The organism is Pseudonocardia sp. P-1 (assembly GCF_058111925.1).
Genome location: NZ_CM176614.1, coordinates 1,271,579 through 1,297,910, shown reverse-complemented (window position 1 = coordinate 1,297,910; position 26,332 = coordinate 1,271,579). Strand labels below are relative to the sequence as shown.

The 26,332-nt window shown below is 73.0% G+C and carries 20 protein-coding genes, 1 tRNA gene and 3 pseudogenes; 15 read left to right on the top strand and 9 right to left on the bottom strand.

The genetic code is table 11. The features are described from left to right. Positions 1-168 precede the first annotated feature (168 nt). Positions 169-1,584, top strand: a complete 1,416-nt coding sequence (locus AC0GKK_RS06140) for an MFS transporter (protein WP_251784606.1) — start codon at positions 169-171, stop codon at positions 1,582-1,584. 36 nt (positions 1,585-1,620) lie between these two features. Here the strand turns inward: AC0GKK_RS06140 and icmF are convergent, their stop codons facing one another. Beyond that, positions 1,621-4,887, bottom strand: coding sequence for a fused isobutyryl-CoA mutase/GTPase IcmF (gene icmF, locus AC0GKK_RS06135; protein WP_489883360.1), 3,267 nt, complete (start codon positions 4,885-4,887; stop codon positions 1,621-1,623). Positions 4,888-5,001: 114 nt separating this feature from the next. Further along, positions 5,002-5,385, bottom strand: coding sequence for a hypothetical protein (locus AC0GKK_RS06130; protein ID WP_489883359.1), 384 nt, complete (start codon positions 5,383-5,385; stop codon positions 5,002-5,004). Here AC0GKK_RS06130 and AC0GKK_RS06125 point away from each other — a divergent pair. Next, the gene (locus tag AC0GKK_RS06125) at positions 5,384-6,253 is read left to right on the top strand and encodes a maleylpyruvate isomerase family mycothiol-dependent enzyme (RefSeq protein ID WP_476654278.1); all 870 of its coding nucleotides are present in this window, start codon (positions 5,384-5,386) and stop codon (positions 6,251-6,253) included. The genes AC0GKK_RS06130 and AC0GKK_RS06125 overlap by 2 nt on opposite strands. Before the next feature lie 23 nt (positions 6,254-6,276). Here AC0GKK_RS06125 and AC0GKK_RS06120 read toward each other — a convergent pair whose 3' ends face one another. Then, positions 6,277-7,998, bottom strand: a complete 1,722-nt coding sequence (locus AC0GKK_RS06120; protein ID WP_489883358.1) for an alkaline phosphatase D family protein — start codon at positions 7,996-7,998, stop codon at positions 6,277-6,279. A gap of 43 nt (positions 7,999-8,041) precedes the next feature. Next, positions 8,042-9,004, bottom strand: a complete 963-nt coding sequence (locus tag AC0GKK_RS06115) for an ROK family protein (RefSeq protein ID WP_224403036.1) — start codon at positions 9,002-9,004, stop codon at positions 8,042-8,044. A 123-nt stretch (positions 9,005-9,127) separates the two neighbouring features. On the opposite strand from AC0GKK_RS06115, the gene AC0GKK_RS06110 reads away from it, so the two are divergent. Further along, entirely contained in the window at positions 9,128-10,216 is a 1,089-nt protein-coding gene (locus AC0GKK_RS06110; protein WP_489883357.1) for a DoxX family protein, read from the top strand. 74 nt (positions 10,217-10,290) lie between these two features. On the opposite strand, the gene AC0GKK_RS06105 is transcribed toward AC0GKK_RS06110, so the two are convergent. After that, positions 10,291-11,490 (bottom strand): hypothetical protein, encoded by a 1,200-nt coding sequence (locus tag AC0GKK_RS06105; protein ID WP_489883356.1) that lies wholly within the window; start codon positions 11,488-11,490, stop codon positions 10,291-10,293. A 127-nt stretch (positions 11,491-11,617) separates the two neighbouring features. Here AC0GKK_RS06105 and AC0GKK_RS06100 point away from each other — a divergent pair, with 127 nt between their 5' ends. From AC0GKK_RS06100 to AC0GKK_RS06085, 4 genes are read left to right on the top strand one after another with little or no spacing between them, the layout of a single operon-like run. Beyond that, positions 11,618-12,808 (top strand): Tm-1-like ATP-binding domain-containing protein, encoded by a 1,191-nt coding sequence (locus AC0GKK_RS06100; protein ID WP_489883355.1) that lies wholly within the window; start codon positions 11,618-11,620, stop codon positions 12,806-12,808. After that, positions 12,805-13,638 (top strand): phosphoenolpyruvate hydrolase family protein, encoded by an 834-nt coding sequence (locus tag AC0GKK_RS06095; RefSeq protein ID WP_405418263.1) that lies wholly within the window; start codon positions 12,805-12,807, stop codon positions 13,636-13,638. The genes AC0GKK_RS06100 and AC0GKK_RS06095 overlap by 4 nt, the downstream gene beginning before the upstream one ends. After that, complete coding sequence (locus tag AC0GKK_RS06090) at positions 13,638-14,393, top strand: hypothetical protein (protein WP_489883354.1); 756 nt, start codon at positions 13,638-13,640, stop codon at positions 14,391-14,393. The genes AC0GKK_RS06095 and AC0GKK_RS06090 overlap by 1 nt, the downstream gene beginning before the upstream one ends. 22 nt (positions 14,394-14,415) lie before the next feature. Further along, positions 14,416-14,856 (top strand): SRPBCC family protein, encoded by a 441-nt coding sequence (locus tag AC0GKK_RS06085; protein ID WP_251784596.1) that lies wholly within the window; start codon positions 14,416-14,418, stop codon positions 14,854-14,856. 3 nt (positions 14,857-14,859) lie between these two features. Here the strand turns inward: AC0GKK_RS06085 and AC0GKK_RS06080 are convergent, their stop codons facing one another. Next, complete coding sequence (locus AC0GKK_RS06080; RefSeq protein ID WP_489883353.1) at positions 14,860-15,870, bottom strand: alanine racemase; 1,011 nt, start codon at positions 15,868-15,870, stop codon at positions 14,860-14,862. After that, entirely contained in the window at positions 15,852-17,162 is a 1,311-nt protein-coding gene (locus tag AC0GKK_RS06075) for a D-arabinono-1,4-lactone oxidase (RefSeq protein WP_489883352.1), read from the bottom strand. Before AC0GKK_RS06075 ends, AC0GKK_RS06080 begins: the two co-directional genes overlap by 19 nt. Positions 17,163-17,278: 116 nt before the next feature. Here AC0GKK_RS06075 and AC0GKK_RS06070 point away from each other — a divergent pair, with 116 nt between their 5' ends. From AC0GKK_RS06070 to AC0GKK_RS06060, 3 genes are all read left to right on the top strand, one after another. After that, positions 17,279-17,818 (top strand): metal-dependent hydrolase, encoded by a 540-nt coding sequence (locus tag AC0GKK_RS06070; RefSeq protein WP_489883351.1) that lies wholly within the window; start codon positions 17,279-17,281, stop codon positions 17,816-17,818. A gap of 69 nt (positions 17,819-17,887) precedes the next feature. Further along, complete coding sequence (locus AC0GKK_RS06065) at positions 17,888-18,643, top strand: SDR family oxidoreductase (protein WP_476654283.1); 756 nt, start codon at positions 17,888-17,890, stop codon at positions 18,641-18,643. An 85-nt stretch (positions 18,644-18,728) separates the two neighbouring features. Further along, on the top strand, positions 18,729-19,430 hold the full coding sequence (locus AC0GKK_RS06060; RefSeq protein WP_489883350.1) for a TetR/AcrR family transcriptional regulator: 702 nt from the start codon (positions 18,729-18,731) through the stop codon (positions 19,428-19,430). A 14-nt stretch (positions 19,431-19,444) separates the two neighbouring features. Here AC0GKK_RS06060 and AC0GKK_RS06055 read toward each other — a convergent pair whose 3' ends face one another. Then, positions 19,445-20,314 (bottom strand): LLM class flavin-dependent oxidoreductase, encoded by an 870-nt coding sequence (locus AC0GKK_RS06055; protein ID WP_100880158.1) that lies wholly within the window; start codon positions 20,312-20,314, stop codon positions 19,445-19,447. Positions 20,315-20,410: 96 nt separating this feature from the next. Here AC0GKK_RS06055 and AC0GKK_RS06050 point away from each other — a divergent pair. The 3 genes from AC0GKK_RS06050 to AC0GKK_RS06040 all read left to right on the top strand — a co-directional run bounded on the left by AC0GKK_RS06050 (position 20,411) and on the right by AC0GKK_RS06040 (position 22,370). Beyond that, positions 20,411-20,485 (top strand) — tRNA-Ile (locus AC0GKK_RS06050). Between the two features lie 113 nt (positions 20,486-20,598). Beyond that, positions 20,599-21,810, top strand: a complete 1,212-nt coding sequence (locus tag AC0GKK_RS06045; RefSeq protein WP_489883349.1) for a tyrosine-type recombinase/integrase — start codon at positions 20,599-20,601, stop codon at positions 21,808-21,810. 89 nt (positions 21,811-21,899) lie between these two features. Further along, positions 21,900-22,370 (top strand): helix-turn-helix domain-containing protein, encoded by a 471-nt coding sequence (locus tag AC0GKK_RS06040; RefSeq protein WP_489883348.1) that lies wholly within the window; start codon positions 21,900-21,902, stop codon positions 22,368-22,370. Between the two features lie 43 nt (positions 22,371-22,413). Here the strand turns inward: AC0GKK_RS06040 and AC0GKK_RS06035 are convergent. Further along, positions 22,414-23,275, bottom strand: a pseudogene (locus AC0GKK_RS06035) (IS5 family transposase). Between the two features lie 146 nt (positions 23,276-23,421). On the opposite strand from AC0GKK_RS06035, the pseudogene AC0GKK_RS06030 reads away from it, so the two are divergent. Together AC0GKK_RS06030 and AC0GKK_RS06025 are read left to right on the top strand one after the other, a co-directional pair. After that, a pseudogene (locus AC0GKK_RS06030) lies at positions 23,422-24,192 on the top strand (IS256 family transposase); the annotation flags it as partial. A 52-nt stretch (positions 24,193-24,244) separates the two neighbouring features. Beyond that, a pseudogene (locus tag AC0GKK_RS06025) lies at positions 24,245-26,328 on the top strand (ISAzo13 family transposase). Positions 26,329-26,332 lie beyond the last annotated feature (4 nt).

Below are 26,332 nucleotides of genomic sequence, written 5' to 3'. Positions count from 1 at the left end.
GCCGAGTCGTTCGTCGAGGCGATCGGCATCCTCGGCGGCTGGAACCGCGGCCGTCGACGCAGCCGCCCCCGCCGCTGAGCCGGCCGGGCGGCCGCCCCGCCCGAGGTGTTTAGCTTGTGGTAAGCACATCATGTCCGTTTCCTCCGGGAAGACAGGTGTGCCCACCACGTGACCGACGCCGCCCACGACACCCACCGCCCGGCCGGGGACGGCTCCGCCGGGCCGCCCGGCGACGACCCGCTGCCCCGGCGCGTGCCGGTCTTCGCCGTCGTCGGTCTGGCGCTGCTGATGTTCTCCCTCGACGGGACGTCGGTCGCCACCGCGCTGACGACGATCAGCGGCGACCTCGGCGCCGACCTGGCCTGGACCGGCTGGGTCGTGACCGTCGCCGCCGTCGGGCAGATCCTGGCGCTGCCACTGGGCGGATGGCTGTCCGACCGCTTCGGCGGCCGGCGGATGTTCCTGGCCGGGGTCGCCGTGTTCACGGTGATGTCCGGGCTGAGCGCGCTCAGCCCCTCGATCGGCGTGCTCATCGCCTGCCGGCTGGTGCAGGGCCTCGCCGGCGGTGTGATGCTGCCGGCCGCCAACGGGATCGTCGCGCACCAGTTCGGCCGTGACCGGGACCGGGCGCTCGCGCTGTTCACCAGCGTCTTCCCGATCGGCGCGATCCTCGGGCCGCTGGTCGGCGGGCTGGTGCTCACCACCTGGACCTGGCACGGCATCTTCCTGGTGAACGTGCCGATCGGGATCCTGCTCGTCGCCGTCGGGCTGGCCCTGGTCGACGATCCTCCGCACCGGCGGACCGCGCGGATCGACGCCGCCGGTATCGCGCTGCTCGTCGTGACCCTGCTGGCCACGATGCTCACCATCACCCGGCTCGGCTCGCCGGGGTCGGGGCCCGGCTGGACCGCCCTGGCCGGGGTGGTCGCGCTGACGGCGGGTGCGGTGTTCGTCCGGCACGCCCGGCGACGGCCCGACGCGGTCGTCCCGATGCACCTGCTCGCCGGGCGCGGTCTGGGCATCATGAACGTCACCAACGTCGTCTTCGGCGCCGTGGTGATCGGGTTCTCGGCGACCCTGCCGCTCTACGCCCAGGTCCGCTACGACCTGCCCGCGTTCGTCGCCGGGGCGCTGCTGACCGGCCGCGCGGTCGGCACCATCGTCACCTCGGCGGCCGCGGTCGCGCTGCTGCGCCGGCTGGGCTTCCGGCCGCTGCTGCTCGGTGGCCTGGTCGCCGTCGTCGCCGGGCTGGTGGTTACCGCGGTGGCGCCCCCGTTCGGCGGGCCCACGGTGTGGCTGCTCGCCGGCTCCACCCTGCTCGGGCTGGGCACGGGCCTGTCCGGGCCGGCCGCCAACAACGCCGGCATGCACCTGGTGCCCGACGAGGTCGCCGCGGTGTCCGGGCTGCGCATCATGTTCCGGCAGATGGGTGGGATCGCCGCGGTGTCGGTGCTGACCGCCGCGGTGACCGCCGCCGAGGACCCGGGCGTCGCCGCCGGGATCGCCTACGGGGTGCTGGCGGTGGCGCTCGCGGCGGTCGGCCTGGCGGCCGCACGGATCCCCAACCGGCGCGGCCGCTGGTGAGGGAGGCGGGGCCGGGCGGACCGGCCCCGCCCGTCGTCACATGTTGCGCCGGTACTGTCCGCCGACCTCGAAGAACGCCGTGGTCAGCTGACCCAGCGAGCACACCCGCGCGGCCCGCATCAGCTCGTCGAACACGTTGCCGTCACCGGTCGCGACGTCCTGCAGCCGCCGCAGCGCCTGCTCGGCCTCGGTGCGGTGCCGGGACTGGAAGTCCGCGAGCCGGTCGAGCTGGGACTGCTTCTCGGCCTCGGTGGCGCGGGCCAGCTCGATCTCCTGGTGCGCCTCGTCCGGGTCGGCCGGCTTGAGGAAGGTGTTGACGCCGACGATCGGCAGTTCACCGGTGTGCTTGCGGTGCTCGTACAGCATCGACTCGTCCTGGATCCGGCCGCGCTGGTAGCCGGTCTCCATCGCCCCGAGCACGCCGCCACGCTCCGCGATCGACTCGAACTCGCGCAGCACCGCCTCCTCCACGAGGTCGGTGAGCTCGTCCACGACGAACGAGCCCTGCAGCGGGTTCTCGTTCAGCGACAGACCCCACTCCTTGTTGATGATCATCTGGATGGCCATCGCGCGGCGCACCGACTCCTGCGTGGGCGTGGTGACCGCCTCGTCGTAGGCGTTGGTGTGCAGGGAGTTCGCGTTGTCGTAGAGCGCGCAGAGCGCCTGCAGCGTGGTGCGGATGTCGTTGAAGTTCATCTCCTGCGCGTGCAGGGACCGTCCCGAGGTCTGGACGTGGTACTTCAACTTCTGGGAGCGCTCGTTCGCCCCGTAGCGCTCCTTCATCGCGACCGCCCAGATGCGGCGGGCGACCCGGCCGATCACCGTGTACTCGGCGTCCATGCCGTTGGAGAAGAAGAACGACAGGTTCGGCGCGAAGTCGTCGACGTCCATCCCGCGCGCCAGGTAGCTCTCGACGAAGGTGAACCCGTTCGCGAGGGTGAAGGCGAGCTGGCTGATCGGGTTCGCCCCGGCCTCGGCGATGTGGTATCCGGAGATCGAGACGGAGTAGAAGTTGCGCACCTTGTGCGCGATGAACCACTCCTGGATGTCGGCCATCATCCGCAGCGAGAACTCGGTGGAGAAGATGCAGGTGTTCTGGCCCTGGTCCTCCTTGAGGATGTCGGCCTGCACCGTGCCCCGGACGTTCGCCAGCGCGTAGGCGACGAGCTCCTCGCGCTCATCCCCGTCGGGCTCGCGGCCCTGCTCGTCGCGGAACCGGTCGACCTGCTGGTCGATCGCGGCGTTGAGGAAGTAGGCGAGGATCGTCGGCGCCGGGCCGTTGATCGTCATCGACACCGAGGTCGTCGGCGAGCACAGGTCGAAGCCGTCGTAGAGGGCCTTGAGGTCGTCCAGGGTCGCGATCGAGACGCCCGAGGTGCCGACCTTGCCGTAGATGTCGGGGCGGGTGTCCGGGTCGTGGCCGTAGAGGGTGACCGAGTCGAACGCCGTCGACAGGCGCTTGGCGTCCGAGCTCTCCGACAGGTACTTGAACCGCCGGTTGGTGCGGAACGGGTCGCCCTCGCCGGCGAACATGCGGGCCGGGTCCTCACCCTCCCGCTTGAACGGGAACACCCCGGCGGTGAAGGGGTAGAAGCCGGGCAGGTTCTCCCGGCGCAGGAAGCGCAGCAGCGCGGCGTCGTCGTCGAACTTCGGCAGCGCGACCCGGCGCACCGGGTTGCCGGACAGCGTCTCGCGCGTCAGCTTCGTGCGGAACTCCTTGTCCCGCACGGTGTAGACGTACTCGTCGCCGGAGTAGTCCGCGACCCGCGACGGCCAGGACTCCAGCAGCTCGGCGGACTCGGCGGGGACCTTCTTCTCGGCGGTGCGCAGCGCCTCGTCGAGGTCGTCGCCGCCGACCAGCTCGGCGGCGGTGCGCAGGTGCTGCGCGGTGCGGGCCGCGTGGGCGTGGGTCTCGGTGTCGGCGTGGTAGTCCCGCACCGCACCGGCGATGTCGGCGAGGTAGCGGACCCGCTCCGGCGGGATGACGGCCGCGTAGTCGCTGGAGGTCTTGGTGTCGACGCGGGGGAGACGCCCCTCGCCGACGGTCAGCCCGCCCTCGGCGAGCAGGTCGCGCAGGTGCTGGTAGAGCGCGGTGACGCCGTCGTCGTTGAAGGTGGCGGCCGAGGTGCCGTAGACCGGCATGTCCTCCCAGGTCGCGCCGAACTCCTCACGGTTGCGCACCAGCTGGCGGCCGACGTCGCGCCGGGCGTCCTCGGCGCCGCGGCGCTCGAACTTGTTGATCGCGACGACGTCGGCGAAGTCCAGCATGTCGATCTTCTCGAGCTGGGACGCGGCGCCGAACTCCGGCGTCATCACGTACAGCGAGTGGTCGACGAACGGGACGATGCCCGCGTCGCCCTGGCCGATGCCGGGCGTCTCGACGACCACCAGGTCGAACCCGGCGGAGCGGAGCACCGCGATGGTGTCGCCGAGCCGCTCGGGCAGCGAGCCGCCGTCGTTGCCGCGGGTGGCGAGGCTGCGGAAGAAGACCGGGCTGTGACTGCCTCCTGCGCCGGCGGGCCCGGAAGACAGCGCGTTCATCCGGATGCGGTCGCCGAGCAGCGCGCCGCCGCCCTTGCGTCGGGTCGGGTCCACCGCGAGCACCGCGATGCGGAGCTTGTCCTCCTGGTCGAGCCGGAAGCGGCGGACCAGCTCGTCGGTCAGCGAGGACTTGCCGGAGCCGCCGGTGCCGGTGATGCCGAGGACCGGCACCGGGCGCTCGGCGGCGGCGACGCGCTCGCGGACCTGCTGGGGCAGCGTCCCGGACTCCGCGAGGGTCAGCGCCCGCGCCAGCGTCGCGGTCTCCCCGGAGAACAGCCCGTCGAACGACGACGGCGGCTGCGCCGCGAGATCGGTGTCGCACTCGCGGATCATGATGTTGATCATCCCGGGGAGGCCCAGGTGCTGGCCGTCCTCGGGGGAGAAGATGCGCGCGACGCCGCGGGAGTGCAGCAGCTCGATCTCCTCGGGGACGATCACGCCGCCGCCCCCGCCGTAGACCCTGATGTGGCCGGCGCCGCGCTCGCGCAGCAGCTCGACCAGGTAGGAGAAGTACTCGACGTGCCCGCCCTGGTAGGAGGAGATGGCGACGCCCTGCACGTCCTCCTGGATCGCGGCGGTCACGACCTCGTCGACCGAACGGTTGTGGCCGAGGTGGATCACCTCGGCGCCCTGTCGCTGCAGGATCCGGCGCATGATGTTGATGGCGGCGTCGTGCCCGTCGAACAGGCTGGCCGCGGTCACGAAACGGACCGGGTGCGTGGGGACGTGCAGCTCGGCCTGTGCGTTCGTGTCCGTGCTCATCGGGGACGTTCCTCCCGCCGGGCGGACGGCGGTGTCCCGGCCGGTTTAGTTTGACATCCTAGTATCGGACGTACAAGGAACCCGGCGAGCGTCACAGGGGTCGTACGGTGCGGGTCAGGCCGCGTCGCGTGCCGCGGGCTCCCCGGTGGCCGGAGCGGCCCGGTCGCGGACCCGGCGGGCGTGCCTGCCGGTCGGCCAGGAGGTCTCCGGACCGGTCGTGTCGGGCTCGTCGTCGTGCGCGACCAGGTCGTCGTCGGCGGATGGGGCGGGGTCCACGACGTCGGACAGCACGCGACGCGCCCGGGCGAGCTTGCGCGCCCGCCAGCGCTTCCCGGCCAGCCCGGCGACGAGGCCGAGGGTGGGCAGCAGGATCCCGGAGGCGATGACCAGCACCACGGAGTACGCGGGGAATGCGGCCACCAGCAGGAAGGCCGTCAACGGCCAGTACAGCAGTGCCCGCCCCGCGCCCCGTCGCGTCCAGTCGCGATGAGGCGGCATGATCCCTGCCTACCCGAACTCCGCGATCGTCATGCACGACTCGCCGCAACCCGCCCACATGTTCCGCGACCGGGGGTACGAATTCATGACCACGACACCGGACCGCACCGCGGTCGACCCGTACGCCGCCGTCCTCCTCTCGGAGAACGACCGGCTGGCCACCCTCCTGACGACGGCCGATCCGGCCACCCCGGTCCCGACCTGCCCGGGCTGGTCGCTGCTGCAGCTGCTCCGCCACGTCGGGCGCGGGCACCGGTGGGCGGCCCGGATGGTCGCCACCGGCGCCACCGAGGCCCTCGACCCGCGCGAGGTGCCCGGCGGGAAGCCGCCCGAGGGCGGCCCGGAGGTCGCGGCGCAGTGGCTGCGCGACGGCGCGACCGAGCTGCTCGACGCCGTCGTCGCGGCCGGGCCGACCGCGCCGGTGTGGACCTTCACCGGTCCGCAGCCCTCGGCGTGGTGGGTGCGGCGGCGGCTGCACGAGGCGACGGTGCACCGCGCCGACGCCGCCGTCGCGCTGGGGGCGCCGTTCCCGATCGACCCGCAGGTCGCCGCCGACGGCGTCTCGGAGTGGCTGGGCCTGCTCGCCGCCCGCCCCGCCGCCGACGAGCCCCCGCTCGCCGACGGCGCCACGCTGCACCTGCACTCCACCGACGACGTGCCGGACGCGGCGGGGGAGTGGATGGTGCGCGGCGCGGGCGGGCGCGTGGTCTGGGAGCACGGGCACGGCAAGGGCGACGCCGCCGTCCGCGGCACCGCCGCCGACCTGCTCCGGGGCGTCACCCGCCGCATCCCCGCCGACGACGACCGTCTCCAGGTCCTCGGCGACGCCGAGGTCTGGACGGGCTGGCTGGCCCGTACCGGGTTCTGACGGGCCGTCGCCGAGGCCCCCGGTCAGACCGCCGGGGTGGTCCCCCTCCGCTGCCGGGCCGCCATGGGCGGGGCCTGCGGGGTCAGCACGACCTCGGCCGCGGTGTCGAGCACCGCGGCCGAGCGCGGCCGCTCGAACCGGCACGACGCCCGTCGCCCGTCGGTCTCCAGGGTCGCGACGAGGTTGCCGAACAGCGGACCGGTCGTCCGCTCCCAGGCCACGCCCGCGCTGCCGGCCCCGGTCCGGCGGGTCCAGCGGGTCGTCATCCTGCCCAGCAGCCGCGACCAGGTGATCCGGAACATCACCCGCATCACCGCGGGGACCACGTTGTGCACCGGTGAGCAGGTCAGCTGGTGGACCCGGGTGCCCTCCGGGCCGCGGCCGGGCCGGTCCCCGGGGGTGTGGGTGTGCACGTCGGCGACGGCGGCGTAGGAGTGGTGGACGTCGCCGGACAGCACCGACACCGTGGCCGGCGGGGCGTCCCCGGCGCGCGGGCGGCACGCCTCGCGGATCAGCTCGGCGAGCCGGGCGAAGGAGTGCCCGAACGCGGGCCAGTGCTCCAGGTCGGCCTCCTGGCGGGCCCACTCGGCGACGGCGGCGACCCGGCCGGACCCGTTCGCGCCCTTCTCGGTCGCGGCCTCCAGGTCGGAGATGACCTGGGGCATCAGCCAGGGCACCGAGGTGCCCAGGACGAGGTGGTCCATGTCGCCGGGGGCGAGCGCCTTCGCCGAGATCCAGTCGAACTCGGCGTCGGACACCATCCGGCGCGGTGTGGACTCGACGATCCGCCCGTTGCGGGAGTCGATGACGATCAGCCGGGTGCGGCCCAGCTCCCAGCAGAAGGAGAACCGCTCGTCCTTGTGGGTGTCGTCGCCGTCGCCGGTCTCGCGGTCCCACAGGGCGGCCCGCTCGGACAGCAGCGGCCAGACGTCGCCCTCCGCGGCCTGCACCTCCTGCCAGGTCCGGTCGGCGGCGAGCTCGGCGGGGGACAGGTTGCCCAGGTGCTGGTGGACCCAGTAGGAGGCCAGGCCGGAGCAGATGCGCTCGGACCACCAGGGCGTGCGGGCGATCTGCTCGCGCCAGGCGCCGGAGGTGTTCCAGTCGTCGCGGACGTCGTGGTCGTCGAAGATCATCGCGGTGGGGACGGTGGAGAGCATCCACCGCACCTCGGGGTCCGACCAGGTGTCGCGGTAGAGGCCCGAGTACTCGTCGAAGCCGACGATCTCGTCGTCGGGCCAGTCCGGGTGCCGCTCCCCCCGCCCGGCGATCCGCCGCCGGGTCTGTGGGGTGAGCTCGTCGGCGTAGACCTGGTCGCCGAGCAGCAGCAGCGTGGTCGGCCACGTCTCCGGGGGCAGCCCGGCCATCCGGCCGGCGTAGGCGTCGAGCGCGTCGAGGCCGTACTGCCGGGCCAGCTTCGGGTCGGCCGGCTTCACGTAGCGGCAGGAACCGAAGACGATCCGCTGGTGGGCCTCGGTGTCCGCGCCGCGCGTCGCGATCAGGCTCGGCGGGAACGGCGAGTGCGGCAGCGGCCAGACCTGCTCGCCGTCGAGGTGCACCTCGTAGGCGGTGCGGGTGCCCGGCGTCAGCCCGGTCACCCGCACCAGGGCGAAGTGGTGGCCCGACACCTCGAAGGTCGCGGCGTCGCAGCCGAGCACCGAGACGCGGCACGGGCCGGAGGTCTGCACCCAGACCAGCGCGCTGGTCTCGTCGACGTGCCGCAGCACCGGTCCGAGCAGGAGTGTCACCCGTCCGAGCGTAGTCGTGCCCCGGCCCCGTTGCGGGACGAGATCAGGTCTCCTCCAGCGCCAGCAGCCCCGCACCGATCTTCCCGGCGTCGCCCTTGTAGGTGGCGGGCAGCACCGGCGGGATCGGGCGGACCTCGGGCGGGCCGTAGTGGAACTCCCGGGCCGCCCGGCGCGCCGGCTCGAGCAGCAGCTCGCCCGCGTCGACCAGGCCGCCGCCGATCAGCACGACCTCGAACTCGAAGATCGCGTTGATGCTGGCGATGCCGATCCCCAGCGAGCGCCCGAGCCGCTGGAACAGCGACGCCGCCGTGCTGTCGCCCGCCATCGCGGCCATCGTCACGTGCTGGCCGGTGACCTCGCCCCCGGCCTCCGCGGCCAGGGTCGCGATCATGCCCCGCGGGTCGTGCAGGGCGGCGCTGCGGCCCATCCGGGTCAGCGCGGTCCCCGACGCGACCGCCTCCAGGCAGCCGTAGTTGCCGCAGCCGCACTGCGGGCCGTCCGGGTTGACGTTCATGTGCCCGACCTCGGCACCGAGCCCGTGCGCGCCGCGGTAGATCTTCCCGTCGAGCACGATCCCCGCCCCGACGCCCGTGCCGACGGTCAGCAGCACCATGTCGTCGTTGCGGGTCCCGCCGAGCCGGGCCTCGGCCAGACCGGCGACGTTGCCGTCGTTGTCGACGACCACCGGCAGCCCGCACGCGGACTCCAGGAGGCCGCGGACGTCCCAGTTCTCGTAGTTGTTGTTGGGTGCCCAGCGGATCCGGCCGACCGGCCACTCCACGGTCCCCGCGGCACCGACGCCGATCGCGGACACGTCCGCCCCCTCGGCGTCGCCGCGCAGCTCCTCGACCATCTCCCGCAACAGGGTGGTCATCGTGTCCGCATCGGACGTGTCCGGGGTGTTGCGCCGCAGCTCGGCGTGGACCGTGCCATCCTCGCCCACGATCGCTCCGGCGACCTTCGTTCCTCCGATGTCGAGCCCGATGGCCCGCCGTCCGTTCGTCACCCGGGCATGATTGCCATCCCACGGCGGTGACGCCACACCCACCCCGGGTTTGCGGACGGACGAGCCGGGGAAAGGTGCCCCATGCCAGTCTTGCGACGTGTAGCCCGACCCGCCCTCGCGGCCGTGTTCATCTACGGCGGAATCAACGAGCTGCGGAACGCCGACGCGTTGACTTCCGCCGCACAGCCCGTTCTCGACCAGGCCGCCCCGGCCATCGACAAGGTCGTGGAGAACGCCCCGCTGGACCGGCGCCCCGACAACGAGACCCTGGTCAAGGTCGACGCCGGGGTGAAGATCGTGGCGGGCTCGCTGCTCGCCCTGGGCAAGTTCCCCCGCCTGTCGGCCACCGCGCTGGCCGCCTCGCTGGTCCCGACCACCCTGGCCGGGCACCGCTTCTGGGAGGAGACCGACCAGCAGAAGCGCGCCAACGAGCAGATCCACTTCCTGAAGAACGTCGGCCTGCTCGGCGGGCTGCTCATCGCGGCCGCCGACACCCACGGCAAGCCGTCGCACGCCTACCGGACGCGCCAGGCCGCCGAGCGGGCCCAGGCCCGGCTGTCCGGCTCCGGTTCCGACACCGGTGCCCAGCTCGCCGCGGGACTGGCCGGCGCGGGCACCTCGATCGCCGCGGCCGCCGCGGGCAGCCGGGAGAAGCTGGCCGAGGCCGTCGAGGAGTACGGCCCGGTCGTGCGTGAGCGCGCCACCGAGTGGGGCGGCAAGGCCTCCGAGCAGGCCGCGCACCTGTCCGAGGTCGCCTCGGACAAGGCGTCCACCTGGTCCGAGCAGCTCTCGGCCGCCGCCGAGCGCACCTCGAAGGCCGCCCAGAAGCAGGCCGCGGTCGCCGAGAAGCGCGACGCCAAGCTGGCGAAGGCGGCCGAGAAGCGCGGCGCCCAGCTCGAGAAGGTCGTGGACAAGAAGGGCGCCCGGTACCGCAAGGCCGCCGGGCGCACCGGCGACCGGTGGGTGCGCGAGGCCGAGAAGCGTCGCGTCCGCTGGGAGAAGCAGGCCCGCAAGGCCGCCGCCCGCGCGGAGAAGCGTGCCCCCGAGTACGCCGACCGCTTCTCCACCCTGGTCACCCAGGCCCAGTCGCAGGCCGCGAAGCTCGGCTCGGACCTGGCCGACCGCGCGTCGGTGGCCGGTGCCGAGGCCGCCAAGCAGGCCAAGGCGTCGGCGAAGGACGCGCGCAAGCGCGCCAAGGCCGTCGCCCGCTGACCCACCGCGACACCCGTCCACGGCCCTCCCGACCGGCTCCGCGCCGGACGGGAGGGCCGTGACGTGTCCGGGGGTCAGACCGGGCGCAGCACCTGCAGCTCGCCCGAGTCGAGCGACCGCACCTCGACGACGACCCGGCCGTCCCACACCGGGGAGCGCAGCGCGTTCGCCATCCGCGTGAACAGCGCCTGGCTGCGTGCGTTGGCCGCCGCCTGGTCGGCGATCAGGTTCGGCATCATCCCGCCGGAGCGCTTGCGCACGGTCTGCGGGAGCGTCGACAGCGTGGTCAGCAGCCGGTGCAGCCGCGCGACGTCGGCGGCCCGGCCCGCGAGGTCGCTCTCGACCAGGGGCCGCAGCGCGGTCAGCGGCCGGTTCGGGGCGCGCAGCAGGTGGTCGGCCGCGGTGAGCAGGATGCGCCGGGCGTCCAGCACGAGTGCCTGGTAGGCGCCGTGCACCGCGGCCGGGAACCCGGTCCAGCCGAGCTTGCCGACCTCACCGAGCGCGTCGCGCAGCGCCAGGCCGGGCGTGCCCGACGGGTCCGCCCCGGCGACGACCCGCTCCCAGCCCGCGATCCAGGCGTGCGTCTGGTGGCGCAGGACCGACAGGTTCGCGACGGCCGTCTCGAGCCCGCGCGACGGGGAGCCGCTGCCGGTCGCGTCGCCGTCGACGACGAGCGAGCCGCGTTCGAGCAGCTCGGTCTGGGCCTCGCGCAGCGACTCCTCGGCCGCGCGGAGCCGCGAGTCCAGCCGCATCACGCACGCCGGGGCCAGCTGGTCGACCGCGGCGGTCAGCTCGTCGAGCACCCGGGTCTGGGTGCCCGTCGCGGCGATCTCGGCCGCCGTGGTCAGGGTGAGCAGGCCCAGCCCGGCGCCGTGCCGGTCACCGGGTGCGGTGGGGGCGACCGGTACCAGCGCCGACGACCCGGGGGCCGCCGCGGCCGTCTCGCCGCCGGCCAGGCGCAGCAGCGGCTCGGCGCCGAACGCCTCGGGCAGCGCGAGCCGGAAGGTGAGCCCGGCGGCGGGTGCCCGGCCGGCGTCGGGCGCGAGCCGCCGCGCCAGCTCGCTCGACGCCGACAGCGTCGCCCAGGTGCGGTCGTCGTCGTCGACGGCCGGGGTGGGGGTCCAGCTCAGCAGCAGTGCCGGGCCGGGGGGAGGGGTCCCGTTGCGGAGGGGACGCGGGCCACCGTTGCGTTCGGGGGCGCCGGTCTCCGTTCCGCCGGGCCGCCCGTCGAGCGGGAGCACGATGCCTCGCGGGTCGTCCGGTTGACCGAGCATGTCTCTCCAACGACGTCACGGGCCCCGAGGTCACGAGCCCGGCGGAAGGGGGGCGTGTCCATGGTGCCCTGCGCCGTCCGGGCTCCGGCCCTCGCCCCGGGTGCCCGGGTCCGGGTAGAACTCCTGTGTGGGGACCGCATACGTGATCGGCACGTTCGACACCAAGGGCGCCGAGCTGGCGTGGGTGGCCGAGCTGATGGCCGCCGACGGCGCCGACGTGCGCCGGGTGGACGTGTCCACCTCCGGTGCGGCGGGCCCCGGTCCGGACGTCACCGCGGCCGAGGTCGCCGCCTGCCACCCCGGTGGCGCCGGCGCGGTGTTCACCGGTGAGCGCGGCAGCGCGGTGGGGGCGATGGCGCAGGCGCTGCGGGCCTTCCTCGCCGGCCGCGACGACGTCGGCGGCGTCCTCGGGCTCGGCGGCTCGGGCGGGACCGCACTGGTCACCCCGGCGATGCGCGACCTGCCGGTCGGGGTCCCCAAACTGATGGTCTCCACGGTCGCCTCCGGCGACACCGCGCCCTACGTGGGGGCGAGCGACGTCGCGATGCTGTACGCCGTCACCGACGTCGCCGGCCTCAACCGCATCTCGCGACGGGTACTGGGCAACGCCGCGCACATGCTGGCCGCCGCCGTCACCGCCCCGCCGCCGGAGACCGGTGCCGACCTGCCCGCCGTCGGGCTGACCATGTTCGGGGTGACCACGCCGCTGGTCACCGCGGTCCGCGAACGGCTCGGCGACGGCGTCGACGCCCTGGTCTTCCACGCCACCGGCTCCGGCGGGCCGTCGATGGAGAAGCTCGTCGACTCCGGCCTGGTCGACTCGGTGCTGGACCTGACCACCACCGAGGTCGCGGACCTGCTCGTCGGCGGGGTGATGGCCTGCGGCCCCGACCGGCTCGACGCGATCGCCCGCACCGCGGTGCCGTGGGTCGGGTCCTGCGGTGCACTGGACATGGTCAACTTCGGCGCACGGGCGACCGTCCCGGAACGCTTCGCCGGCCGCCTGTTCCACGAGCACAACGCGAACGTCACCCTGATGCGCACCACCGTCGACGAGAACCGGGAGATCGGTGCCTGGCTGGCGGCGAAGCTGAACGCGCTGACCGGGCCGTGGCGGTTCCTGCTCCCGCTGGGCGGGGTGTCCGCACTGGACGCGCCGGGCGCGGCGTTCCACGATCCCGAGGCCGATGCGGCACTGTTCGCCGCGATCGAGTCCGGTGCGGACTCCCCGGGGAACGTCCGGCGGGTCGCGCACCACGTCAACGACCCGGAGTTCGCCGACGCGGTGCTCTCGGCCTGGCAGGAGGTACGGCGATGAGGCGGTTCACCCGCGCGGAGCTGATGGAGCGGTTCGGCGAGATGGCCGCCCGCGGCGAGCCGATCGTCGGCGGCGGCGCGGGCACCGGGCTGTCGGCCAAGTGCGAGGAGGCCGGCGGGATCGACCTCATCGTCATCTACAACTCCGGGCGCTACCGGATGGCGGGCCGCGGCTCGCTCGCCGGGCTGCTGGCCTACGGCAACGCCAACGACATCGTCGTCGAGATGGCGGCCGAGGTGCTGCCGGTGGTCCGCCGCACCCCGGTGCTGGCCGGGGTCAACGGCACCGACCCGTTCCTGTTCACCGACCGCTTCCTCGACGAGCTGTCCTCGCTCGGGTTCGCCGGCATCCAGAACTTCCCGACCGTCGGGCTGATCGACGGCACCTTCCGGGCCAACCTGGAGGAGACCGGGATGGGCTACGCGCTGGAGGTCGACCTCGTCGCCGCGGCGCGGGCCAAGGACATGCTCACCACGCCGTACGTCTTCTCCGCCGACGACGCCCGCGCCATGGCCCGGGCCGGTGCCGACATCGTGGTGTGCCACATGGGGCTCACCACCGGCGGCGCGATCGGGGCGGGCACCGCGAAGACCCTCGACGACTGCGTCGCGCTCGTCGACGAGTGGGCGCAGGCGGCGCTGGAGGTCCGCGACGACGTGCTCGTCCTCGTCCACGGCGGGCCGGTCGCGATGCCCGAGGACGCCGCGCACGTGCTCCGCACGGCGAAGGTCTGCCACGGCTTCTACGGGGCCTCGTCGATGGAGCGGCTGCCGACCGAGACCGCGCTGACCGAGCAGACGCGCGCCTTCAAGAACGTGCTGGAGCGGTGATGGCGCGTGGAATGCCCGCCCCGCCGCCCGGCGGGGACTGGCGGCGACGGATGGCGGTGCGCGGGGGCAGGGTGTCGCACGCCCTCGCCGCGCACGGGTGGCTGGTGCTCCTGCTGGCCGGGGCGGCCCTCGGTGTGCTGATCGGGGTGATCGTCGGCATCACGCAGGTGGGGCAGTACCCGGCCGACGAGCTGCTCGGCCGGACGCTGGGCTACGCGATCGCCTCGGCGGTGTTCTGCGCGGTCCCGGCGGTGCTGTTCGTCGGGCTGCCCGCCCAGGCGCTGGCCCGTTCCTACCTGCGCTCCGCGAGCCCCGCCGAGCGCGAGGCCATGCGACGGGCCGCCGCGAACGCCCCCGCCTCCCTGCCCGGCGGCCTCGTCGCCGGGTCGCGCTGGGCCCGCGCCTACTCCGGCTGCGTCGGCTCGGTGACCGCCTTCCACGGCGTGGTGCGCACTGTGCCCGACGGCCCGGCCAGGGACTGGCTGCACGACATCGGCCGCAACCTCGACGCCGAGCTCGCCGAGGCCCTGCGCACCGCGCGGATGGGGGAGAGCCTGGAGAGCGCGGGCCAGGGCAGCGAGATGGCCCGCACCGTGGGCGCCCGCCTCGAGGTCGCCCGCACCGCCTTCCACGACACCGCGGAACTGGCCGCGTCGATCGCGCTGGACCTGCGGGTCGACGGCGGCTTCGACGACGTCCGCGCCCAGCTCGACCAGCTCGCGGCGCAGGCCCCCCACCTGCGCCGGCAGTCCTGACACTCCCGAGGAGGAGTCCCCGATGCCCCGTCCCTACTCCAGCGCCGTGATCACGGCACCGCTGGCCGAGGTGTGGCCGCACGTCCGCGACTTCGGTGGCCTGCACCGCTGGCACCCGGCGATCGCGACCTGCGAGCTGATCCGCGGCGCCTCCGGCAGCGAGATCGGCGCGCAGCGACGCCTGACCCTCGCCGAGGGCGGCGGCACCGTCGTCGAGGAGCTGACCGCACTCGACGAGCGCGGCCACGCCCTCACCTACGAGATCCTCGAGTCGCCGTTCCCGGTGCGCCGCTACGTCTCCACCGTGCGGCTGGCCCCGGTCACCGCGGTCGGGCACACCTTCGGCGAGTGGTGGACCGAGTTCGACGCCGACGGCCCCGACGAGGGCGACCTCGCGGGCCTGTTCGCGAACGGCGTGTTCGGTACGGGCCTGGCGGCGCTGGGGGAGAGGTTCGGCCGGTAGGCCTCACCAGCCGCGCAGGTCGACCGCCCAGGTCTCCAGCACCTCGTCGCCGTCGACGAGGTGCATCCGCTCGTGCAGCGCGACGGTCGGGTCGACGTGCGCCGGCACGATCCGCACCCGGTCACCGGTGCGCGGCGGGACGTCGGCGGCGAACACCAGGTGCTCGTCGGAGCAGAACCACACGTTCCCACCGGGCACCGTGGGGTTGCCGTGGTCCATGCCGAACGCCTTGAGGCCCGCGTCGGCGACCGCCCAGCCGGGCATGTCGCCGTCGGGTGCGGTCGTCGAGACCACGGTGGACAGCACCGTCAGCGCCTGGCGGAACGGCAGCCCGGCGGCGGTGTAGGCGGTGTCCATCAGCGCGTAGGACCCGGCCTGGATCTCGGTGCAGGCGGTGTTCATCGCGTGCGTGCCGGTGCCGCCGCCGGAGACCACCTCGCCGCCGACGTCGGCGTGCGCGGCCAGCAGCCGGTCGGTGCACTCGGTGGTGAGCCGGGCGCGTTCGGCCGCGTCGTCGAGCATCTGCAGGTGGCCCTCGTAGCCCATCACGCCGCGCACGACGAGCCCGGCGGCGCGGGCGGCGTCGGCGAGCGCCCCGGCCCGCGCGGGCGCGATGCCGCAGCGGGGCAGGCCGACGTTGACATCGACGAGCACCTCGCGGACGCCGCCGTCCACGGCGGCCCGCAGCGTCTGCTCCGAGTCGATCGCGACGGTGACCCGCGCGCCCGACCCGACGACGGCGCCGAGCCGGCGGGCGTCGAGCACCTCGTTGGCGAGCAGCAGGTCCGCGCCCAGCCCGGCCGCCGCCATGCCCTCCACCTCCCGCACGGTGGCGCAGGTGAACCCGGTGTGGCCGTGGGCGGCCTGCCGCCGGGCCAGCTCGGTCGTCTTGTGCGCCTTGACGTGCGGGCGCAGCCGCGGGCCGGGCAGCAGCGCGGCCATGTCGGCGAGGTTCGCCTCCAGCGCGGCGGCGTCGACGAGCAGCGCGGGTGTGGTCAGGTCGTCGACGTGCACGGCACTCCCAGGACCCGGTCGAGGTAGGGGTTGCGGAACCGGCCCGCCGGGTCGAGCCGGTCACGTGCGGCGACGAACGCGTCGAACCGCGGGTAGCGGGGACGCAGCTGCTCCGCGGTGCGGGTGTGCAGCTTGCCCCAGTGCGGTCGTCCGTCCAGTGCGGACAGCACCGACTCGACGGCCCCGAAGTACGCCTCGTGCGGGCGTCTCGAGTGGACGTGCACGGCGAGGTAGGCGGTGTCCCGTCCGTACGCGGTGGACAGCGCGATGTCGTCGCCGCGCAGGATCCGCACCTCGACCGGGAACGCGACGTCGTGGGCGTGCCGCGCGGCGGCGGCCCGCAGCCCGGCGAACGCCTCGGGCAACGCGGCCCGCGGCACGGCGTACTCCATCTCCAGGAACCGGACACGGCGCGGGCTGCAGAACACCGCGTACGACGGGGCCACGTACTCCCCGGCGGCCATCTGCCCGGCCATGACCCGGTTGAGCCGCGGGACCAGCGGTGGGGCGAGCGCGGCGACGCGCTGGACGAGCCCGAACGCGCCGTTGCCGAGCACCTCGTCGCCGACCAGCGCGGCGACCCGGCCGCGCCCGGGCGAGCGCCGTTCCGTCCGGTCGTTCGTCTTGAGCACCGCGGTCGTGGTGTGCGGGAACCAGTAGAACTCGACGTGGTCGTGGCCGGCGGCGAGATCGTCGAGGCGCTCGAGGACCTCGGCGAGCGGGCGCGCGGACTCGCGGGCGTGCAGGTGGAACGCGGGCACGGTCGCCAGCGTCACCTCGACCAGGACACCGAGCGCCCCGAGCCCCACCCGCGCCAGGTCGAACAGGTCGGGGTGGGCGGCCGGGCCCAGCTCGTGGAGGTCCCCGAGCCCGTCGACCAGGCGCAGCCGGCGCACCCCGTCGGCGATGCCGCGGTACCCGGCGCCGGTGCCGTGGGTGCCGGTGGAGATCGCGCCGGCGACGGTCTGGGCCTCGATGTCGCCGAGGTTGGGCAGGGCGCGGCCGTGGGCCCACAGCCACCGGTTCAGCGTCTGCAGGGTGACCCCGGCCGGGACGGTGACGAGCCCGCCGTCGAGCCGGATCGCGGCGGGGTCGGCGGGGACGGCGAGGGCGACGCCGTCGGGCACGCCGATGCCGGTGAAGGAGTGGCCGCTGCCGAGCGGGCGGACCCGCAGGTCGCCCTCGGCGGCGTCGCGCACCGCCCGGACGACGTCGTCGGCGTCGCGGGTGTGGACCGTCCTGATCGGACGGGTGCGCTGGTTGCCCGCCCAGTTGCGCCACTGGTCCGTCACGCTGCGAGCCTGCGCGGCCCGGCGGGCACGGTCAAGACCGGCACGCGTGTCGGCGACCCGGCGTCACGGTGTCGCGCGGTTACCCTCCGTGTCCGTTCGGAAGGGGTGGGGTCACGATGATGGGGCGTACGCACGCGTTGTCGGGCGCGGTGCTGGGGCTCGCGGTCTGCTCAGCGGTCCCACCGCCACCGGTGCTGGTGCCGGTGGTCGTGGTGGTGTGCGCGCTGGCGGCCTTCGCGCCCGACCTCGACCACCCGTCGAGCGTCGCCGCGCGGTCGCTGCCGCCGGTCACCTGGCTCCTGTGCCGGGCGATCCGGTGGCTGTCCCGGGTGACGACCGGGGTCTCGCACCGTGGCCTGTCGCACTCGCCGGTCTTCGCGGCCGCGGTCGGGCTGCTGGTGTGGTGGGGGACCGGATTCCTGCTGCCCGGGGAGACGGCGGTCTGGACCGGTGTCGCGGCCGGCGCGGGCTGCTGGGTCGGGGCGATCGGCGACGAGCTGACCTCCCACGGCAACCGGTTCGCCTTCTGGCCGCTGGAGGGGATCCGCTGGCCACGGGCCCTGCGGTTCCGCACGGGCGGGACGGGGGAGCACGTCGTCGTCGGGCTGCTGGCCGTCACCGGCGTGGCACTGCTGACCGGGACCTGGGCCTTCTGACGACACCGCGTTCGACATCGCTCTGTATAGCTGATACACCTAGCTATACAGTCGATACAGGAGGAAGGCATGAGCGTGCAGTCGTTGCAGGGCCGGACCGTTCTCGTCGCCGCGGGCGGCAAGAACCTCGGCGGGCTGATCAGCCGCCAGGTCGCCGAGGCGGGGGCGAACGTCGCGATCCACTACAACTCCGCGTCCTCGCGCGCCGAGGCCGAGGAGACGCTGAAGGCGGTCGAGGCAGCGGGTCGCGAAGGCGTGCTCCTGCAGGGCGACCTGACCGTCCCGGCGCAGGTCGAGCGGCTCTTCGCCGACGCGGCGGGGTCGCTCGGGCCGATCGACGTCGCCGTCAACGCCGTCGGCAAGGTGCTCCGCAAGCCGATCGTGGACACCACGGAGGCCGAGTACGACGCGATGTTCGACATCAACTCCAAGGCCGCGTACTTCTTCATCAAGGAGGCGGGCCGCAGCCTCGCCGACAACGGCGCGATCATCACCGTCGTCACGTCGCTGCTGGCGGCCTTCACCGACGGCTACTCCACCTACGCCGGCGGCAAGGCCCCGGTCGAGCACTTCACCCGTGCGGCGGCCAAGGAGTTCGCCGACCGCGGGATCTCGGTGAACAACGTCGCCCCCGGCCCGATGGACACGCCGTTCTTCTACCCGCAGGAGACCCCGGACCGGGTCGAGTTCCACAAGTCGATGGCCATGGGTGGGCGGCTCACCGAGATCGAGGACATCGCGCCGATCGTGCGCTTCCTCGCGACCGAGGGGCGCTGGATCACCGGCCAGACGATCTTCGCCAACGGCGGCTACACCACGCGCTGAGGGTGGTCCGGTGGGTGCCGGGGGCGTGCGGCGGCCGGCCCGCGGTCCGCGCCCCGGCTCCGGCCGGGCGTCCTACAGTGGGGTCGTGGCAGATCAACCGGCCGAGGTCGGGACCCGGGACCGGCTCCTGCGTGCGGCTGCCGACCTCATCGCGGCGTCGCCGGGGGAGACCGTCCCGCTGCGGGCCATCTGCGACGCCGCCGGCGTCCGGCTCCCCACGCTGTACCACTTCTTCGGTAGCAAGGAGGGCCTGCTCGACGCCGTGGTCGAGCACGGGTTCGAGCAGTACCTGTCCGCGAAGCGGGCCCGGGAGTCCAGCGGTGACCCGATCCAGGACATCCGCGACGGGTGGGACGCCCACGTCGAGTTCGGCATCGCCAACCCGGGCTTCTACGCCCTGATGTACGGGCAGGTCACCCCCGGGCGACGGCCGTCCGCCCAGGACGGACCGGCTGCCGCCCTGCTCGGGCTGACCCGGGAGGCCGACCGCCGGGGCCGGCTCACCGTGAGCCCGGAACGCGCCGCGGCCCACGTCCTCGCCGCCAACGTCGGGGTCACCCTGCGGCAGATCATCACCGCGCGCCCGGACCCCGGGCTGTCGGCCGACATGCGCGAGGCTACCCTCGCCGCGATCACCGGTGGGCACGCGGAGCACGCACCCGGCGGGCCGGGGGTCGGCGACGCCGCGGCGGCCCTGCTCGCGCTGCCCGACGACAACGACGTCCTCGGGGTGCCGGAGACGGTGCTGCTCAAGAAGTGGCTGGCCGAGCTCGCGCGACGGGGGTGAGCGGTCGCCACGACCTACCGGTGCGGCCGCACCACCGGCCGCGGTCGCATCGCGGGCGTGGGCTCGTCGGTGTCGACCTCCTCGACGACCGAGGGCCCGTGCGCCGGCCCCGCCACCCCGAGGAACGGCCGCACGAAGCGCGCGGCCCGCTCCATCACCTCGTCGTGCACGTCGGCGCGCACGGTCGACGGCTGAGCCTGCACGACGATCTCGCCCGCCCACGGCAGGGCGGGGTCGGCCAGCAGGTCGTCGATGATCCGGCCGGTCGAGTGGCCCGCCGGCAGCGGCCGGGACAGCGCGACGCGCGGGACCCCGCGGGCGTAGGTCCAGTACCGGGCCAGCTCGGACACGACGTCGCCGTCCGACGACGGCGGCCTGCCCGACAGCACACCCACCCCGCGGGCCGCGGCGGCGTCCACGGACGACGGCGTCGCCGTCGCCCACCACACCCGTTGCGCGGCGAGCGCGGGCGGCAGCATTTCCAGCAGGACGTCCAGCGCGGCGACGGTGTCACGGTGCCGGTCGTCGTGGTGACGCCCGAAGCGTCGCGCCGCGTCGGGGTCGGCACCCGCGCCGATGCCGAGCTCCAGGCGCCCGCCGGAGAGCGCGTCCAGCACACCGGCGTCCTCGGCGAGCCGGCGCGGGTCCTCCAGCGGCAGCGCGACGACGGCCGTCCCCAGCCGGATCAGCCGGGTGCGTTCGGCGACCGCGGCCAGCAGGACCAGCGGCGACGGCAGCCGCCCACCGAGATGGCCGTCGTGGTGCTGGGCCACCCAGAACGAGTCGTACCCGAGTTCCTCGGCCCGCTCCGCCAACCGGATCGTCTCGCGGTAGGCGCGTGACGGATCGTCACCGGTGACGTGCGTGAGGTAACCGAGCCGCATGGCGACGCAGCCTAGGCCGGGGCACCTCCGGCCCTGGCGGAGGACCGGGGTGACGCGGGTGCGGGGTGTCCCGGCTCCGGTACTCTCCGGCTCGCCGCGGCGGTAGCTCAATTGGTCAGAGCAGCGGACTCATAACCCGTCAGGTTGCCGGTTCGAGCCCGGCCCGCCGCACTCCAGCGCAGTTCAGAGCGTTGCGCTGGCGCGGTCGAAGCCCGTACGATGATCGAACCCAACGAAAACCCAACGAAAACTACGTGGGGTTCGGTCGAGCGGCAGGTGATCGAGTGGCCCGACCACCGTTGCCGATGGGTACACACGGCAGCATCAAGGTCGCCCGACGGACGGGCGACATCACCGGCAGCTACGTCGCCAAGTGCCGGTTCCGGGATTTCGACGGCCGGACCCGGCTGATCGAACGTAGTGGGGCGACGAAGGCCGCGGCGTCCCGCGCGCTCCAGGACGAGATCCGGACCCGGTCGCGCAGCGTCGCGACCGCGCCCCTGCGGCCGGAGCACACATTCGAGCGGGCTGCTGAGTTGTGGCTGCTCAAGCTCGACGCCCAGGTCGCCGATGGCGCCCGTGCGGTCACCACGGCCGACCTGTACCGGCAGCGGCTGCGCTCGGTGATCCTGCCGGCGATCGGGCAGTGGCGGCTCTACGAGTGCACGGTGCCCCGGTTCGACGGGTTCCTCGCGTCGTTGTCGCCGCAGCACGGCGCCGAGTCGCGCAAGACGGTGCGCACGATCGTCTCGCAGATCCTGCGGGTCGCGGTCCAGCACGAGGCGATCCCGGACAACCCGATCCGACACCTGGACCCGATCGAGAAGGCGTCCCGGAAGCCGCGGGCTCTCACCACGGCGGAGCGACGGAAGTTCCTCGACTGGATGCGAGCCACGTCCGACGACGCGGACGAGGCGCGGGAGCAGCAGAAGGCGCGCCGCCGCGACCTGCCGGAAATCGTGACGTTCATGCTCGGCACCGGCGTCCGGATCGGGGAGGCGCTCGGCGTGCGGTGGTGCGACCTCGACCTGGAAGGTGTCCCCGTCGTCGACGGCGACTTGATGCGGGCCGTGCCGATCGTCGCGATCACCGGCAACATTGTCCGGCACCGCGGCAAGGGGCTCCAGCGGCACGACGGAAAGACTGAGACGTCGCTGCGCATCGTTCCACTCCCGCAATTCGTCGTGGCGATGGTCCGAAATCGTGAGGCCGACGGTCCGGAGGATCCTCTGTTTCCCGCTGCTGCCGTTTCCGGTGGTCTCGGATGGAAGGATCCGAACAACATGGCGACCTACATCCGTGAGGCGCGGAAGGCTGCGGGGATGGACTGGCCGGTCACCAGTCACACATTCCGGAAGACCGCAGCGACGATCTGGCACGACTCCGGAATCCTCACCGACCGTCAGAAAGCGGACCTGACGGGGCATGCGAAGATCAGCACTCTGACCGACATCTACGTCGCCGCGGCGAGCTGCACCCCGCTGGTGCGGCCGTGATGGACGCGGCTTGGATGGATTCCTGATGTTCACGCCCCCCGCTGTGCAACAGTCCGATTCGGGGCGCCGGACGGCGGTAGCCTGAACCGATGCGCGGAGCAGGTGACGAGATGCAGGTCGGCGAGCGGATCGCGTTCTACCGGCAGCGCCGCGGCTACACCCAGAGCCAGCTCGCCGGCCTCGTCGGCCGGAGTACCGACTGGCTGAGCAACCACCGATTGCCGATTCGAGCGGGTCGCGACAGCGCGGCGGATCGGGACGAGCAGCGGGGAACGCGATCATCGACGGGGAGCAGCTCGCTGCTGATATGTTCAGGCACGACCCAGGACCTCTGCAAGCTCGCGGTAGGCATTCCGTCGGTTTTCGGCACGAGCCGCGCGGACGTCGGGGTTCGGATGGAACAGGGCTTGTCGCCCGGGATGGAAAGTTGCGATTACCCGCTCCGGTCGGCGCGCCTTGTCCGGGTGACGCTTCACGAGCCGGGCCCACCCGTTTCGGGCGTCGTTACCTTGGAGCAAGACGACTCGCAGCTGCGACATCATGTCCAGCAGTTCGGCTAGAGGCTCTCAGAGCGTGTTTGAGAAGGTCAAGTCGCGGGTGTGATCACGTACTTCTGTTGCCGGGCGGCCGGGGTGCCGCGGGCGAGGCGGCGGGTGATGGTGTTGATCGCCGCCCAGCGGATCATGGCCTCGGACACGGCGGGGTCGCGTTCGTAGTCTCGGGCCAGTCGGCGGTGCGCGGTGAGCCAGGCCAGGGTCCGCTCGACCGCCCACCGTCGGGGCAGGACGGCGAATCCGCGCTGTTCAGGTGGTTTGCGGACGACCTCGACGGTGGTCCGCAGGATCGAGGTGGCCCAGTCGAGGAGTCGTCCGGCGAACCCGGCGTCGGCGAATACGAAGCGCACCCTCGTGTGCAGGTAGAGGTCGAGCAGGATCGACTTGGCGCCGTCGCGGTCCTGGATCGACGCCGAGCACACCATCGTCGTCAAGAGCAGGCCGAGGGTGTCGGTGATGATGAACCGCTTCCGACCGTTGATCTTCTTCCCGGCGTCGTATCCACGTGTGTCCTGTCCGACTGTGTCGGCGCCGCGCACGGACTGGGAGTCGATGATGCCCGCGCTCGGCTCCGGGTCGCGGCCCTCGTCGGCGCGCAGCTGTCCGCGTACGACCGGCAGGATCTGTTCGGTGACCTTCTGCTGCTCCCACCGGTTGAAGTACCAGTACACGGTCTGCCATGGCGGGAAGTCCGCAGGCAGAGCACGCCATGCGCACCCCGCGCGCACCACGTAGAGGATCGCGTCGACCACGTCCCGGCGTGGATGCTTCTCCGGCCGCCCACCCGATCCGGCCTCGGGCAGGAGCGGCTCGATCAGCGCCCACTGGGCGTCGCTGGTGTCCGAGGGGTACCGCCGCTTACGCCGAGCCACCCGTCCACGATGGACCAGACCCGCGACCACACGGCGCAGACACGCCGACCCTTCTCAAACACGCTCTCAGTGGCGTCCACCAAGGTGGTGTGCGACCGGCTCGGTGACGGGCGAGGCATCGTGTAGGGCGGCCACCGCGTGATCTTCTGAACGCCTCTCACAGCCAACAGGAGATGGATCACGCGATGACCGCGCCCTCCAGTATCGACCCCACCGAGTTCCTGCACGAGCAGCTGTCCCAGGCGAGTCCCGACCTGCTGCGCCAGATGGTGACCACGTTCATCAACACCCTCATGTCCGCCGATGCCGACTCGGTGTGCGGAGCCGCCTGGGGCCAGCGCTCCGAGCAGCGGACGAACACCCGCAACGGCTACCGCCACCGCGACTTCGACACCCGCGCCGGCACCATCGACGTGGTAATCCCGAAGCTGCGCAACGGCTCCTACTTCCCCGACTGGTTACTGGAACGCCGCCGCGCCGAGCGAGCGCTCACGACGGTGGTCGCGACCTGCTACCTGCTCGGGGTCTCGACCCGGGGCATGGAGAAGCTCGTCGAGTCCCTGGGCATCACCCGGCTGTCGAAGTCCCAGGTCTCGATCATGGCCGCCGACCTCGACGACCAGGTCGAGCAGTTCCGGACCCGCCCGCTCGACCAGGGCCCCTACACCTTCGTCGCCGCTGACGCCCTGGTCGTGAAGGTGCGCGAGGACGGGCGGGTGGTCAACCTCCACGCCCTGCTCGCCACCGGGGTCAACGGTGACGGGCACCGGGAGATCCTCGGCCTGCAGGTCACCTCCGCCGAGGACGGCGCCGGCTGGCTGGGGTTCTTCCGCGACCTGACCGCCCGCGGTATGTCCGGGGTCAAGCTCGTCACCAGCGACGCCCACCAGGGCCTTGTCGCCGCGATCGGGGCGACGTTGCCCGGCGCGGCCTGGCAGCGCTGCAGGACCCACTGGGTCCGTCAAGAAACAACTCGTTGCTTTAGATCTTGCTCGTCGTTGGTGTGGTATGGCGATCGACGCGGCGGTGGTCTCCCAGCTCGGGGACCGGTTCGGGGTGTTGTTGCCGCATCTGAACGAGCGCCAGCGGCGGCTGGCGGCGGCCACCGAGGCTCGGCTGCTCGGCCACGGTGGGGTACGAGTAGTGGCCCGGACCGCGGGGATGAGCGAGACCACCGTGCGGCGCGGGATGGCCGAGCTCGAGGCCGGCGAGGCCCCGTTGCCGCAGGGCCGGGTCCGCATGTCGGGCGGCGGGCGTAAGCCGGTCGAGCACAACGATCCCGCCGTGGCAGCGGCGCTGCTGGCACTGATTGAGCCGGACGAGCGCGGGGACCCCGAATCGCCGCTGCGGTGGACGACGAAGTCGTTGCGGCACCTGGCCGATGAGTTGTCCCGCCAGGGACATCAGGTGTCGGCGCCGACGGTGGGCCGGTTGCTGGGCGCGGCGGGGTTCAGCCTGCAGGCCAACACCAAGACCCTCGAGGGCACCCAGCACCCCGATCGCGACGCCCAGTTCGGCTACATCAACGATCAGGCCAAAGAGCATCAGGCCGCGGGTGAGCCGGTGATCAGCGTGGACACCAAGAAGCGTGAACAGCTCGGGCGGCTGCCGATGGCCGGGCGCGAATGGCGTCCGGCCGGGGAGCCGGTCGAGGTCGAAGACCACCACTTCTTCTTCACCGGCCCGGATGTGGAACAGGCGATCCCGTATGGCATCTACGACATCGCCCGCAACAGCGGCTGGGTCAACGTCGGGGTTGACCACGACACCTCGGTGTTCGCCGTGGAGTCCATCCGCCGCTGGTGGCGCGCCCGCGGCCGCCGCGATTACCCGGCCGCCACCCGGCTGTTGATCACCGCCGATGCCGGCGGCTCGAACGGCTACCGCTACCGAGTCTGGAAAAGCGAACTCGCGGCGCTGGCCGCTGAAACCGGTTTGGCGATCACGGTATGTCATTTTCCGCCGGGCACCTCGAAATGGAACAAAATCGAGCACCGGTTGTTCTCCCACATCACCCATAACTGGCGGGCTCGTCCGCTGACCAGCCACGAAGTCGTCATCAACACCATCGAAGCGGTCCGCACCCGCACCGGGTTGCGCGTCGAAGCTGCGCTGGACACCGGGGACTACCCGACCGGCGTTGCGATCAGCAAGGAGCGCTTCGCCGCCCTGCCCCTGCACCGGCACGCCACCCACGGGACCTGGAACTACACCCTGCGCCCCGACCCTCTCGACCCGGACGCGGCGGTCGTGGTCGGCGAGCAAGGTGGACCGGCCGAGCGCCGCCGGGACATGCTCACCCGGCTCGCCGACCCACGGTTGACCGGCATGACCGCCGCCGAGCTCGACGTGCTCGCGGCCGCGCTGGCACCAGCTCAGGCAGCCCGCGCGCAGCAGCGCTACAGCGAGCAGCGCGGCGGCCGGGCCCGCCGCGCCACCGGGAAACTCCGGGGCAAGCCGTTGTTCGACGATCCCGCCCGGCTGCTGCTCACCCTGCTTTACCAGCGGCAGGTGTGCTCGATGAGCCTGCTGGCCGACCTGCTCGAAGTCAGCCAATACGCCATCGGCGCCCCGATCCACGAGACCCGCGACGTCCTCGAAGACCACGGACACGACCCTGGCTTCGCCTCGGTCCGGTTCGCTACCGTCGCCGAGCTGTTGGCCTTCCTCGACCACGACACCCCGCCGGGGCGCACCGCGATCATCGAGGCGCTCAGCGACCCCACATTGACCGGCATGCCCCGCGACGAACTACGCCGGCTCATCGAGCGCCTTGCGCCCCGCCAAGCCGCCCAGGGCGAGCGGCTGGCTCACCAGCGCCGCGGCGGGCCTCGTCAGGCCGGCGCCCGCGGCGGCGTGTTCCCCAGAAGATCCCCAACAGCGAACGGATACTGCTGGCCCTGCTCTACATGCGTAACCAGGCCACCCTCGACGCCCTCGCCGAAGCCCTGGGCGACGTCAGCCGCTCCTTGATCGGTGCCGTCGTCCGCGAAACCCGCCCGCTGCTCGAACGAGACGGCCACCTGCCAGCCGCCGCCGCAGTCCGCTACCGCACCGCCACCGAACTGCTCGCTGACACGCCGACAGGTTAATCCT

What these genes read in the sequence shown, in the direction of transcription:
- icmF (WP_489883360.1), bottom strand. Translation starts at nt 4,887, where the DNA reads ATGAGCACGGACACGAACGCACAGGCCGAGCTGCACGTCCCCACGCAC.
- AC0GKK_RS06125 (WP_476654278.1), top strand. Translation starts at nt 5,384, where the DNA reads ATGATCCCTGCCTACCCGAACTCCGCGATCGTCATGCACGACTCGCCG.
- AC0GKK_RS06130 (WP_489883359.1), bottom strand. Translation starts at nt 5,385, where the DNA reads ATGCCGCCTCATCGCGACTGGACGCGACGGGGCGCGGGGCGGGCACTG.
- AC0GKK_RS06105 (WP_489883356.1), bottom strand. Translation starts at nt 11,490, where the DNA reads ATGCTCGGTCAACCGGACGACCCGCGAGGCATCGTGCTCCCGCTCGAC.
- AC0GKK_RS06095 (WP_405418263.1), top strand. Translation starts at nt 12,805, where the DNA reads ATGAGGCGGTTCACCCGCGCGGAGCTGATGGAGCGGTTCGGCGAGATG.
- AC0GKK_RS06090 (WP_489883354.1), top strand. Translation starts at nt 13,638, where the DNA reads ATGGCGCGTGGAATGCCCGCCCCGCCGCCCGGCGGGGACTGGCGGCGA.
- AC0GKK_RS06085 (WP_251784596.1), top strand. Translation starts at nt 14,416, where the DNA reads ATGCCCCGTCCCTACTCCAGCGCCGTGATCACGGCACCGCTGGCCGAG.
- AC0GKK_RS06070 (WP_489883351.1), top strand. Translation starts at nt 17,279, where the DNA reads ATGATGGGGCGTACGCACGCGTTGTCGGGCGCGGTGCTGGGGCTCGCG.
- AC0GKK_RS06065 (WP_476654283.1), top strand. Translation starts at nt 17,888, where the DNA reads ATGAGCGTGCAGTCGTTGCAGGGCCGGACCGTTCTCGTCGCCGCGGGC.
- AC0GKK_RS06055 (WP_100880158.1), bottom strand. Translation starts at nt 20,314, where the DNA reads ATGCGGCTCGGTTACCTCACGCACGTCACCGGTGACGATCCGTCACGC.
- AC0GKK_RS06040 (WP_489883348.1), top strand. Translation starts at nt 21,900, where the DNA reads ATGCGCGGAGCAGGTGACGAGATGCAGGTCGGCGAGCGGATCGCGTTC.